13 protein-coding genes are annotated in these 11746 nt (G+C 73.8%); 6 read left to right on the top strand and 7 right to left on the bottom strand.

Annotated features, from left to right (window positions below):
- Positions 1 to 39: 39 nt before the first annotated feature.
- Together ACFQ9Z_RS09815 and ACFQ9Z_RS09810 are read right to left on the bottom strand one after the other, a co-directional pair.
- On the bottom strand, positions 40 to 1254 hold the full coding sequence (locus ACFQ9Z_RS09815; protein WP_383013593.1) for an acetyl-CoA C-acetyltransferase: 1215 nt from the start codon (positions 1252 to 1254) through the stop codon (positions 40 to 42).
- A gap of 81 nt (positions 1255 to 1335) precedes the next feature.
- Positions 1336 to 2487: a CaiB/BaiF CoA transferase family protein gene (locus ACFQ9Z_RS09810; protein ID WP_383013590.1), complete on the bottom strand. Its 1152-nt coding sequence runs from the start codon at positions 2485 to 2487 to the stop codon at positions 1336 to 1338.
- A gap of 205 nt (positions 2488 to 2692) precedes the next feature.
- On the opposite strand from ACFQ9Z_RS09810, the gene ACFQ9Z_RS09805 reads away from it, so the two are divergent.
- Complete coding sequence (locus ACFQ9Z_RS09805) at positions 2693 to 3871, top strand: saccharopine dehydrogenase family protein (RefSeq protein WP_383013587.1); 1179 nt, start codon at positions 2693 to 2695, stop codon at positions 3869 to 3871.
- Between the two features lie 4 nt (positions 3872 to 3875).
- Here ACFQ9Z_RS09805 and mmpA read toward each other — a convergent pair whose 3' ends face one another.
- Together mmpA and ACFQ9Z_RS09795 are read right to left on the bottom strand one after the other, a co-directional pair.
- Entirely contained in the window at positions 3876 to 4022 is a 147-nt protein-coding gene (mmpA, locus tag ACFQ9Z_RS09800; protein WP_383013584.1) for a morphogenic membrane protein MmpA, read from the bottom strand.
- Positions 4023 to 4071: 49 nt separating this feature from the next.
- The gene (locus tag ACFQ9Z_RS09795; RefSeq protein ID WP_383013581.1) at positions 4072 to 4773 is read right to left on the bottom strand and encodes an endonuclease V; all 702 of its coding nucleotides are present in this window, start codon (positions 4771 to 4773) and stop codon (positions 4072 to 4074) included.
- Between the two features lie 59 nt (positions 4774 to 4832).
- Here ACFQ9Z_RS09795 and ACFQ9Z_RS09790 point away from each other — a divergent pair, with 59 nt between their 5' ends.
- Entirely contained in the window at positions 4833 to 5129 is a 297-nt protein-coding gene (locus ACFQ9Z_RS09790; RefSeq protein ID WP_383013578.1) for a YciI family protein, read from the top strand.
- A 12-nt stretch (positions 5130 to 5141) separates the two neighbouring features.
- On the opposite strand, the gene ACFQ9Z_RS09785 is transcribed toward ACFQ9Z_RS09790, so the two are convergent.
- Both ACFQ9Z_RS09785 and ACFQ9Z_RS09780 read right to left on the bottom strand, forming a co-directional pair.
- Positions 5142 to 5483, bottom strand: coding sequence for a plasmid stabilization protein (locus ACFQ9Z_RS09785; protein WP_383013575.1), 342 nt, complete (start codon positions 5481 to 5483; stop codon positions 5142 to 5144).
- 61 nt (positions 5484 to 5544) lie between these two features.
- Complete coding sequence (locus tag ACFQ9Z_RS09780; RefSeq protein ID WP_383013572.1) at positions 5545 to 6651, bottom strand: WD40/YVTN/BNR-like repeat-containing protein; 1107 nt, start codon at positions 6649 to 6651, stop codon at positions 5545 to 5547.
- 261 nt (positions 6652 to 6912) lie between these two features.
- On the opposite strand from ACFQ9Z_RS09780, the gene ACFQ9Z_RS09775 reads away from it, so the two are divergent.
- The 4 genes from ACFQ9Z_RS09775 (at position 6913) to ACFQ9Z_RS09760 (ending at position 11424) form a co-directional block, all read left to right on the top strand.
- Positions 6913 to 7329 carry an SsgA family sporulation/cell division regulator gene (locus ACFQ9Z_RS09775; protein ID WP_383013569.1) on the top strand — a complete coding sequence of 139 codons (417 nt, stop codon included), beginning with the start codon at positions 6913 to 6915 and terminating at the stop codon, positions 7327 to 7329.
- 341 nt (positions 7330 to 7670) lie between these two features.
- Entirely contained in the window at positions 7671 to 9350 is a 1680-nt protein-coding gene (locus ACFQ9Z_RS09770; protein ID WP_383013566.1) for an ABC-F family ATP-binding cassette domain-containing protein, read from the top strand.
- A gap of 93 nt (positions 9351 to 9443) precedes the next feature.
- Positions 9444 to 10220, top strand: coding sequence for a dimethylargininase (ddaH, locus tag ACFQ9Z_RS09765; RefSeq protein WP_383013562.1), 777 nt, complete (start codon positions 9444 to 9446; stop codon positions 10218 to 10220).
- A gap of 229 nt (positions 10221 to 10449) precedes the next feature.
- Positions 10450 to 11424, top strand: a complete 975-nt coding sequence (locus ACFQ9Z_RS09760) for an acyl-ACP desaturase (protein ID WP_383013559.1) — start codon at positions 10450 to 10452, stop codon at positions 11422 to 11424.
- A gap of 19 nt (positions 11425 to 11443) precedes the next feature.
- On the opposite strand, the gene ACFQ9Z_RS09755 is transcribed toward ACFQ9Z_RS09760, so the two are convergent.
- Positions 11444 to 11686, bottom strand: a complete 243-nt coding sequence (locus tag ACFQ9Z_RS09755) for a WhiB family transcriptional regulator (protein WP_143639450.1) — start codon at positions 11684 to 11686, stop codon at positions 11444 to 11446.
- Positions 11687 to 11746 lie beyond the last annotated feature (60 nt).

The following is an 11746-nucleotide window of genomic DNA, read 5'->3' as shown; positions in this document are numbered from 1 at the left end:
CAGTCGTCTCCGTTGAAGTCTCGGGGGTCCGCTGGGAGGTCAGATGCGCTCGACGACGGTGGCGACGCCCATGCCGCCGCCGACGCACAGGGTGGCCATGCCGTACCGCTTGTCCTGGCGCTCCAGCTCGTCGACGAGCGTGCCGAGGATCATGGCGCCGGTCGCGCCGAGCGGGTGGCCGAGCGCGATCGCGCCGCCGTTGACGTTGACCTTGTCCAGGGACAGGCCCATGTCCTTCACGAAGCGCAGCACGACCGCGGCGAACGCCTCGTTGATCTCGACGAGGTCGATGTCGTCGATGGTCAGCCCGGCCTTGGCGAGCGCCTTGCGGGCGGCCGGGGCGGGGCCGGTGAGCATGATGGTCGGCTCGGAGCCGGAGACGGACGCGGAGACGATCCGCGCGCGCGGGGTGAGCCCGTAGCGCTCGCCGACCTCCTTGGACCCGATGGCGACCAGGGAGGCTCCGTCGACGATGCCGGAGGAGTTGCCCGCGTGGTGGACGTGGTCGATCTTCTCCACCCAGTGGTACTTCTGCAGGGCGACCGCGTCGAAGCCGCCCAGCTCGCCGATGTCCGCGAACGACGGCTTGAGCCCGGCGAGGGAGTCGGCGGTGGTGCCGGGGCGCATGTGCTCGTCGTGGTCGAGGACGACCAGGCCGCTGCGGTCCTTGACGGGGACGACGGAGCGGTCGAAGCGGCCCTCCTTCCAGGCGGTGGCGGCGCGCTCCTGGGACAGGGCCGCGTACTCGTCGACGTCCCGGCGGGAGAAGCCCTCGATGGTGGCGATGAGGTCGGCGCCGATGCCCTGCGGCACGAAGTTGACGGACAGGTTGGTCATCGGGTCGTTGAACCAGGCGCCGCCGTCCGAGGCCATCGGCACCCGGGACATGGACTCCACGCCGCCGGCCAGGACCAGGTCCTCCCAGCCCGAGCGGATCTTGGCCGCGGCCAGGTTGACGGCTTCCAGGCCGGAGGCGCAGAAGCGGTTCTCCTGGACGCCCGCGACAGTGTCCGGCAGTCCGGCGGCGATCGCGGCGATGCGGGCGATGTCGGAGCCCTGGTCGCCGACGGGTCCGACGACGCCGAGCACGATGTCGTCGATCGCGGCCGGGTCGAGGCCCGGGAAGCGGTCGCGGATCTCGTGGATGAGACCGACGACCAGGTCGATGGGCTTCGTGCCGTGCAGGGCGCCGTTCGCCTTGCCGCGGCCGCGCGGGGTGCGGATCGCGTCGTACACGTACGCTTCGGTGGTCACTGATGTGCCTTTCGGGAGGGTGGGCCGAGCGGGGTCGGCCGCCGATGGCGGGGTGTCTCGCCGGGCGGCCCGGTGGCGGGGTCAGTCGCCGTCCGGGCCGGGGCCGTCGTTCACGAGGTGAGGTATGCCCCAGTCCCGCGCCACCGTCCCGGTGTCCGCGCCGGGCCGGGCGGGACCGGTGCGGACGGTGGTGGGGGTCGCGGAGAAGCGGGGGGCGGGGGCCGGCTGGGTGATGCCGCCGTGGTCGGTGAAGGTGCCGCGGGCGGCCAGGTGCGGGTGGTGCGGGGCCTCGCGCAGGGAGAGCACGGGGGCGACGCAGGCGTCCGAGCCCGCGAAGAGAGCCGTCCACTCGTCCCGGGTGCGGGACCTGAAGCGGGCGGCGACCTCTTCGCGCAGCTCGCCCCAGCGGGTCCAGTCGTCGCGGGCCCCGGCGAGGTGGTCGAGGCCGAGCAGGTGCAGGAACTCCGCGTAGAACCGCGTCTCCAGGGCGCCCACCGCCATGTGGCCGCCGTCGGCGGTCTCGTAGGTGCCGTAGTACGGGCAGCCGCCGTCCAGGAGGTTGGCGCCGCGCCGGTCCTGCCAGCCGCCGGCGGACAGCATGCCGTGGATCATCGCGGACAGGTGCGCGGCGCCGTCCACGATGGCCGCGTCCACGACCTGGCCCACGCCGGTGGCGCGCGCGTGGTGCAGGGCGGCCAGGACGCCTACGACCAGGTAGAGGGAGCCGCCCGCGTAGTCGCCGAGCAGGTTGGCGGGGATCGCGGGGGGCCCGTCGGCGCGGCCGATCATGCCGAGGGTGCCGGTGAGGGCGATGTACGTCACGTCGTGGCCGGCGCGGTCGGCGAGCGGGCCGTCCTGGCCCCAGCCGGTCATGCGGCCGTAGACCAGCCGGGGGTTGCGGGCGTGGCAGTCGGCGGGGCCGACGCCGAGCCGCTCGGCGACCCCGGGGCGGTAGCCCTCGAGGAGGATGTCGGCGCGCCCGGCGAGGTCGAGCACGCGCGCGGCGCCGTCCGGCGCCTTGAGGTCCACGACGACCGAGCGCTTGTTGCGGTTGGTCACGTCGTGCGCGGGGTCGATCCCGAGGCCCGGGCCGCCCGGGCGGTCCACCCGGACCACGTCGGCGCCCAGGTCGGCGAGGAGCATGGCGGCGAACGGGCCCGGCCCGATGCCGGCCAGTTCGACCACGCGCACACCCGCAAGCGGGCCGTGGCCCGGCGTCCCTGCCGTCGTCATGCCGTCCTGCCCCCAAGCCCATGTGACACAACTGATGTAACACCGAGGATGCTAAGAAGACGTTCCACTCGGCACAAGACCTGAACGAGCAAGCGCTTAGCCAAGTGCCCGCAGCCGTCGTCGCCGGGCTGGTCGTCCGGCTCCGCACCACTCACGCTAGCCTCAGCCACCAACAGCGGCGCGGGCTGCGGAGGCAAGGGGTGACATGAGCAGGCTAAAAAGGACGGAACGTCCCTACGACCTCGTGCTTTTCGGGGCCACCGGCTTCGTCGGCACGCTCACCGCGGAGTACCTCGCGGCGCATGCCCCCGGGGACCTGCGCTGGGCGGTGGCGGGCCGCGACGAACTCGCGCTGGAGCGGCTGCGGGCGCGGCTGCCCGGGGGCTCCGGGGTCGGCACGCTCCGTGCGGACGTGCGCGAACCGGCCACCGTGCGGGCCCTCGCCGAGCACGCGCGCGTGGTGGCCTCGGCCGTCGGACCGTATCTGGAGTACGGCGAGGAACTGGTCGCCGCCTGCGCGGACGCCGGCACCGACTACCTGGACCTCACCGGTGAGCCCGAGTTCGTGGACCTGATGTACGTCCGGCACGACGCACGCGCGCGGGAGACCGGCGCCCGTCTGGTGCACGCCTGCGGTTTCGACTCCGTACCGCACGATCTGGGGGTGCACTTCACGGTCCGGCATCTGCCGGAGGGGGTGCCGCTGACCGTGGACGGGTTCGTGACGGCGGACGCCGCCTTCTCCGGCGGAACGCTGGCCTCCGCGCTGAACCAGTTCGCGCGCGGCCGGCAGATGGCGGCGGCGGCCCGGGACCGCCGGCGGCACGAGCCGCGGCTGCTGGGGCGCCGGGTGTCGGCGCCGGCGGGCGCCCCGCGGTTCGCCCGGGAGGTGGGCGCCTGGGCGCTGCCGCTGCCGACCCTCGACCCGCAGATCGTGCGCCGCTCGGCGAAGGCGCTGGAGCGCTACGGGCCCGACTTCCGCTACCGGCACTACGCGGCGGTCCGGCACCTGCCGGTGGCCGCGGGCGGGGCCGCCGCGGTCGGCGCGGTCGCGGCGGCCGCCCAGCTTCCGCCCGCCCGGCGCTGGCTCTCGGACCGGCTCAGGCCCGGGGACGGGCCGAGCGCGCAGAAGCGGGCACGGAGCTGGTTCCGGGTGCGCTTCGTCGGCGAGGGCGGCGGGCGGCGCGTGTTCACCGAGGTCTCGGGCGGCGACCCCGGCTACGACGAGACGGCGAAGATGTTCGCCGAGTCGGCGCTCTGCCTGGCCTTCGACGACCTCCCGCCGACGGCCGGGCAGGTCACCACCGCGGCCGCCATGGGCGACGCGCTCACCGAGCGGCTGCGGCGGGCGGGCATCCGCTTCCGGGTCGCGGCGAGCCGCTGACCCGTCAGCGGGGCCACCGCACCAAGGTGCAGATCATCCCGCAGATCCAGCCGAGCCCGGCGAGCACGCAGAGCACGAGGGCCGCGTTCACGGCCCGCTCGACGGGCCGGTTCGGATCGGTGAGGGGCTTGGGCGCACGGTGCGTCGTCATGGGCCCCACCCTGCCGACCGGCCCGTGCCCCGCACATCCGTACGGCTACTCAGTCCGGGTACTCGGCGACCGCCCGTCTCAGGGCCTGCCGGCACCGGGCGTCCGCCCTGCGGGTGGTCTCCGGCAGCCGGTACCGGGGCGTCAGCGCCAGCGTGTGCGCCAGGGCGTTGTCCAGGCTCACGCGGTGGCCCACGGAGACGAAGACCGGTCTGACGCGGTCCCGGGTCCGCAGGGCCCGGCCGACCTCCTCGGAGCCGTCCAGGAGCGGGGCCGAGCCGCCACGGAGCGGGCCGGGTTCGTCGTGGGTGAAGGTGAAGGGGTTCTTGGCGACGCCGATCGTCGGCAGGCCGGTGAGGACGCCGAGATGGGCGGCGAGGCCGAAGCGGCGCGGATGGGCGAGGCCGTAGCCGTCGCACACCACCAGGCCCGGCGGGCACGGCAGGGCGTCCAGGGCGGCCCGTACGGTCGGGACCTCGCGGAAGGCGAGCAGCCCGGGGACGTACGGGAAGGAGATCCGGCCGACCGCCGTGGCCTCGGCGACGACCTCCAGGGATGCCGCGTCCAGCACGACGGCCGCCGCGGCCACCAGGTCGCGCTCGTCGTCGTAGGCGACGTCCACGCCCGTCACCCGCCCCGACCCGGGCGGCGGCCCCGGCTCGTCGAGCACCACCCGCCCGCGCAGCGCGTCCTGCACGGCGCGGGCCTCCTCCACGGTCACCGGCCAGTTCGCGGGCACGTCTGCGGTCCTCATCGTGGACAGGACTGTACGGCCCGGGCACGGCCGGCGACCCACCCGTTAGGCTCGCGATCATGTTCGTACTGGAGCTGACGTACACCGCCCCGCTGGAGGACGTGGAGGCCGTGCTGCCGGCGCACCGCGCCTGGCTCGACGAGCACTACGACGCCGGCCGCTTCCTGGCCTCCGGGCGCAAGGAGCCCCGCGACGGCGGGGTGATCCTCGCCGTCGCGGAGGACCGTGCCGGCATCGAGGAGGTGGCCGCGGGCGACCCGTTCGTCGCCGCCGGGGTCTGCACGTACCGCGTCACGGAGTTCCGGGCCACGAAGACGGCGCCGGAGCTGGCCCGGCACCGGCAGGCGGCGGACTGACCCCGCGCGGGTTCAGCCCTTCTTGTCGTCCAGCGCGCGCCGCAGTTCGTCCTTGTTCATGTGCGAGCGGCCCTCGATGCCGCGCTGCCTGGCCTCGTTGTAGAGCTGGTCGCGGGTCGGGCCGTGCGGGCCCACCCGGTTGCCCGACCGCTGGCCGCCGCGCTCGCCGGAGGACTTCCTGTCCTGTGTCGAGCTGCGGCTGGCGGTCTTGGACTCGCCCGCGCGGGCGCGTTCCTTGTTCACGGTCCGCGCGGCGATCTCCTTCGCGCGCCCGGCGCTTTCACCCCGGTCCTGCGCGCTCTCCTTGATGTGCTCGTACTGGCGTTCGCGCTTGGGGCTGGAACCGGCTGGCATGATCGCTCCCTTCCGGATGCTCAACGGTGGGAGACGAGTACCCGGGTTCCGCGCGGCTACGTCAGCGTTCCAGCCGGGCGACCCGGCCCTTCTCACCGGCCGCCCAGCAGCTCAGGTCCGGGGTGCAGGACACGGTGTCGTAGGAGCCGGTGTCCACCGGGCGCCAGGTGCGGCCGCCGTCGGTGGTCAGGTCGGTGCCGGTCGGGCCGACGGCCAGCGCGGTGCCGCGGCTGTGCGGGAGCCAGGCGGCGCCGGAGCGGTAGGCCGGCGGCGGGGTGGCGGCCGGGCGCCAGGTGCGGCCGCCGTCGCCGGTCACCGCTGCGGCCCGCGGCGAGGACCGGTCGGGGCGGTAGTCGCCGCCGACGGCGAGTCCGTGGGCGCGGTCGCGGAAGGCGAGCGCGAAGACGCCCCTGGCGGGATCGCCCGCGGGCACCGGCGTGTCGGTGGCCGTCCAGGTCATCCCGCGGTCGGCGGAGTGCAGCACGCGCGCGCGGGCTCCGCCGCCGGTCGCCAGCCACACGTCCTTCGGCCCGGCGGTGACCAGGCACTGGCCGCTCGCCGCGAAGCCGGCCTCGCCGTCCAGGGCGGCCGGCATGCCGGCGGAGGGCAGAACGCGCCAGGAACGGCCGCCGTCGCTGGTGGACAGGATGCGGAACCGGCCGTCCACCGGGTCGCCCATGGCGAGGCCGTGGCGGTGGTCGAAGAAGGCGAGGCAGTCGTAGAACGCCTTCGGGTCGGTGTTGCGGAAGGACTCCGTCCAGGTGCTCCCGCCGTCCTCGGTGCGGTAGACGCGGGAGGCCTCGCCCTCGCCGATGGCGAGCACCACCGCGCGCCGCCCGTCGAACGCCTCGACGTCCCGGAACTGCAGGTCGGCCGCGCCCGGCGGGGAGACGTTCCGCCAGCTCGCCCCGCCGTCGCCGGTGCGCAGCACGGTGCCGCCGGTGCCGGCGAGCCAGGCGGTCCGGCGGTCGACGGCGGCCAGGCCACGGAAGCGGATCTGCGGAGCGCCGCTGTCCTTCTCCGCCCAGTGCACCCCGCCCCGGGCGGGTACGGCCGCCTCGGCGGCCGCGGGCACCGCCGCCGCGGCCAGTGCCGCCGCGCACGCCACCCCCGCCGCCAGCAGCCGATTCGTCCGTCCCCCGCGTCGCGTGCTCCCCAAGCGCCTCATGGCGGGCGAAGCTAGCGGACCGCCCCGGCACCGTCCAGAGGGCCGTCCCGGCGGCGTGCGCAGTGTCGTCCCGGCGGGGTCCCAGGACCCGTCCCGGCGGCGTCCGGAAGACCGTCCCAGGAGGCGTCGCCGCACCCGAAGCATGAACGCGGTGACCGAGGTCACTTGTGTCCCGTGTGCACGGGCCGGCCGGATCCGACGTCTCCTCCAGTACCGGTGCCACACCGCAAGCACGTCCGTCCGTCACGAGGGAGCAAGGCGTTGTCCACCATGATCGAGCAGCCCGTAGAGGCCCGCCTCGTCGCCGCCGCACCGCGCATGCCGAGCATCCCCGCCGTCCTGTGCTACGACCGGCGCGACCCGTTCGCCGTCCGGATGACCTTCCCCGCGCCGGCCACCCTGGAGGGCGTCGACGTCTGCTGGACCTTCTCCCGTGAACTCCTCGCGGCGGGCCTGGAGGGCCCGGAGGGCCACGGCGACGTCCGCGTGCGCCCGTACGGCTACGACCGCACGGTGCTCGAGTTCCACGCCCCCGAGGGCACGGCGGTCGTGCACGTGCGCTCGGGCGAGATACGGCGGTTCCTCGAGGCGACCGGCGACCTCGTGCCGGTCGGCCTTGAGCACCTGCAGCTCGACCTCGACCACGGCCTGGCCGTCCTGATGCGGGACGCCTGCTGACCCCGGGCGCGCGGCCAGGCCCGGGCCCCCTCCCGCGGGCGGCCCGCCGCGCCGGCGGGGCGCGGGCCGCCCGCGGAAATCGCGTTGACAGCCTCCCGCCCCCCTCGTACGTTGGATCCGGTTCTGTTGCCGTCGATCGGAGAAGGACGTTGCTCGTCTGAGGTCCTGAGACACCGCGTTCACACCGGTGAGGTGTGCGTGGGGTTCGACCTCGGCGTCCGAGCCGTCCTCCGGCACAGGCCCCCGTCCACGGGCACCCCTGCCGCCCGGGCCTTCGGTTTCCGCCTCGCGGTGTCTCGACACGCGTCAGCCCAGACCGCATCCAGCAACCGCGAGGCCCCATGTCCATGTCCCTCACCTGCACGTCCCTGTCCTTCGCCTGGCCCGACGGCACCCCTGTCTTCGACGGCCTCGACGTCGCCTTCGGACCCGGCAGGACCGGACTCGTCGGCGTCAACGGGTCGGGGAAGTCCACCCTGCTGAAACTGCTCGCCGGCGAACTGGCCCCGTCCGGCGGCACCGTCAAGGTGACCGGCGAGATCGGCTACCTGCCGCAGAACGTCACGCTCGGCACCACGCTCCGCGTCGACGAGGTTCTGGGCATCGCCGCCCGGCGGGCCGCCCTGCACGCCATCGAGGCGGGCGACGTCGCCGAGGCGCACTTCGAGGCCATCGGCGACGACTGGGACGTCGAGGAGCGCGCCCTGGCCACGCTCGGCGAACTCGGCCTCGGCCACATCGGCCTGGACCGCACCGTCGGCGAGGTGTCCGGCGGCGAGTCGGTGCTGCTGCGGCTGGCCGCGCTGCTGCTGCGCCGCCCCGACGTCCTGCTGCTCGACGAGCCCACCAACAACCTGGACCTGTACGCGCGCCGCCGGCTGTACGCGGCCGTCGACGCCTGGCCGGGTGTGCTGGTGGTCGTCAGCCACGACCGCGAACTGCTGGACCTGGCCGACCAGATCGCGGACCTGCGTTCGGGGGAGATCGTCCGGTACGGCGGCGGCTTCTCCGCCTACGAGGAGGCCCTGGCCGTCGAACAGGAGGCGGCCGAAAGGATGGTGCGGGTCGCCGAGGCGGACGTGCGCAGGCAGCAGCGCGAACTCTCCGACGCCCAGGTCAAACTGGCCAAGCGCAAGCGGTACGGGCAGAAGGTGGGCGACTCCGGGAGCCTGCCGAGGATCCTCGTCGGCGCGCGCAGACGCGCCGCGCAGGAGTCCGCGGGCAAGCACCGGATCATGCACGAGGAACGGCTCGCCGATGCCAGGGAACGGCTGGACGAGGCGGTGGAGGCGGTACGGGACGACGACGAGATCCGCGTCGAACTGCCCTTCACGGCCGTGCCCCCCGGCCGTGAGGTGCTCACCCTGGAGAACCTGCGGACGGCCTACGGGGCCCGCGTCGAGGGCGTCCTCGATCTGCGCGGGCCGGAGCGGATCGCGCTCGTCGGACGCAACGGCGCCGGCAAGACGACGTTGCTGCGGACCATCGCCGGGGAGCTCCCGGCGCGGGCCGGCGAGGCGCGGACGCACGTGCCGCTGCGGTTCCTGCCGCAGCGCCTCGACGTGCTCGACGACGAGTCGACCGTCGCCGAGAACGTGGCCCGGTTCGCGCCGGACGCCACCAACAACCGGGTCCGGGCGCGCCTCGCCCGCTTCCTGTTCCGCGGCGCGCGGGCCGACAAGAAGGCGGGGACGCTCTCCGGCGGCGAGCGCTTCCGGGCGGCGCTGGCCGCGCTGATGCTCGCCGAGCCGGCGCCCCAGCTCCTCCTGCTGGACGAGCCGACCAACAACCTCGACATGGCGAGCGTCCGGCAGCTCACCTCGGCTCTCGAGGCCTACCGGGGCGCCCTGGTCGTCGCCAGCCACGACCTGCCGTTCCTGGAGTCCATCGGCATCACCCGGTGGCTGCTGATGGAGGGAGGGAGACTGACCCCGACCACACCCGGGGAACTCGAGGATCCGGACCGGCCGGTTCCGCCGGGTGTCTCAGGAGGGGAACAGCCTGCTAACGAGCCAGAGTGAGGGTTTTGTCCTGACCATGGCGCGCTGCATGATGGCGGTCCGGTGCCCGGCTCACGGGGGCCGGACCGCACCGCCGATCAGGAAAGGCCCCCCGTGCCCAGCAAGAAGGCCCTCGTCCGCCGCCCCGGCCCGCTGCTCGCCGAGGGGCTGGTGACGCACGTCGAGCGGGCGGAGGTCGACGTGGAGCTCGCCGTCGAGCAGTGGGAGGCCTACGTCGAGGCGCTCGGCGCGCACGGCTGGGAGACCATCGAGGTCGACCCGGCAGACGACTGCCCCGACGCGGTGTTCGTCGAGGACACGGTGGTGATGTACCGGAACGTGGCGCTGATCACCCGGCCCGGCGCCGAGTCCCGGCGCGCGGAGACCGCCGGCGTCGAGGAGGCGGTGGCCCGTCTGGGCTGCTCGGTGAACTGGGTCTGGGAGCCGGGCACGCTGGACGGCGGTGACGTCCTCAAGGTCGGCGACACCGTCTACGTGGGCCGGGGCGGGCGCACGAACGCGGCCGGCGTGCAGCAGCTGCGGGCCGCGTTCGAGCCGCTGGGCGCGCGGGTGGTGGCCGTGCCGGTGAGCAAGGTGCTGCATCTGAAGTCGGCGGTCACCGCGCTGCCGGACGGGACGGTCATCGGGCACATCCCGATGGTGGACCGGCCGTCGCTGTTCCCGGGGTTCCTGTCGGTGCCGGAGGAGTCCGGCGCGCACGTGGTGCTGCTCGGCGGCCACCGGCTGCTGATGGCGGCGAGCGCCCCGAAGACCGCGGAGCTGCTGACCGACCTGGGCCACGAGGTGGTCACCGTGGACATCGGCGAGTTCGAGAAGCTCGAGGGCTGTGTGACGTGTCTCTCGGTGCGGCTGCGGGGGCTGTACGCCTGACGCGGTGACACCCTTCCCGGGAGGGCCCCGGGACCTGCGGCTCCCCGGGCCGGCGACGCACCCGTCAACTGTCCGCTCCAGTGCGCCTGATCAGCGGTGTTTACGGCGTCCTTAACCTACGGCTTCGTAACCTACGGATTCGTAGCCTACGATCACGTAGGTTCCCCGGCACCGCTCGCCGGACCGTCCCCTTCGCTCCCCTTCTGCTCGGCGTCCCCCTGGAGTTCCCGTGACGATCACCTCCCCTCACCTCGGCAGCCCGTCCGCCTGGACCGACGCGCGGCTGCTGTACGCGCTGGAGGAAGTGGTCGAGAAGGAGCTGAACCGGCATCTGAAGGTCGCCAAGGACTGGATGCCGCACGAGTACGTGCCCTGGAGCGACGGCCGCAACTTCCCCGGCCTGTTCGAGGACGGCGAGGCCTGGGACAAGGAACAGTCCGGGGTGACGGAGATCGGCCGTATCGCCCTCGTCGTCAACCTGCTGACCGAGGACAACCTCCCGAGCTACCACCACGAGATCGCCTCGCTCTTCGGGCGCGACGGCGCGTGGGGCACGTGGGTGCACCGCTGGACGGCCGAGGAGGGCCGGCACGGCATCGTGATGCGCGACTACCTGCTCACCTCGCGCGCGGTCGACCCGGACAAGCTCGAGCAGTTCCGCATGTCCCACATGAGCGAGGGCTTCGAGTCCGACAACCGGCACTCGATGCTGCACTCCGTGGCGTACGTCGCCTTCCAGGAGCTGGCCACCCGGATCTCGCACCGCAACACCGGCCACCAGTCCGGCGACCCGGTCTGCGACCGCATGCTGGCCCGCATCGCGACTGACGAGAACCTGCACATGGTCTTCTACCGCAACCTGCTGAAGGCCGCCTTCGAACTCGCCCCCGACCTCACCATGCAGGCGGTCCGGGACGTCGTCGTCGACTTCCGCATGCCCGGGCACGGCATCCCCGGCTTCGAGCGGGCCGCGGCGCAGATGGCGATCGGCGAGGTCTACAACCTGCGCATCCACCACGACGACGTGCTGCAGCCCGTGCTGCGCTTCCTGAAGGTCATGGAGATCGACGGGCTCGGCCCCGAGGGCCGCCGGGCCCAGGAGGAACTGGGCCTGTTCCTGGGCGGCCTGGACGCGGAGGCCACCCGCTTCGACGAGCGGCTGGCGGCGCGCAAGGCCCGCATGGCTTCGCGGGCGGCCGGCTGACGAAAGCCGCCGCCGGGTGTCAGCCGGAGCGCCTCAGCGCGAGGCGCTCCTTCTCGGACAGGCCGCCCCAGACGCCGAAGCGTTCGTCGTTGCTCAGCGCGTAGTCGAGGCAGGCGGGGCGCATCTCGCACATGCCGCAGATGCGCTTCGCCTCGCGGACCGAGCTGCCGGGCTCGGGGAAGAAGAAGTCGGCCCCGGTCTGCGCGCACAGGGCCTGGGCCTGCCAGGCGGTGTCGGCCGGGGTGATCGTTTCGGTGTGCATGGCCAGGATCGTGCCGTGCGGCGAAAAACGTTCGATCAACGCGGCATCAACGCCGCGCCG

Source organism: Streptomyces sp. NPDC056580, from assembly GCF_042793175.1.
Classification (GTDB): Bacteria; Actinomycetota; Actinomycetes; order Streptomycetales; family Streptomycetaceae; genus Streptomyces.
The sequence above is the reverse complement of the archived record's forward strand: the minus strand, read 5'-3'. Positions and strand labels throughout refer to the sequence as shown.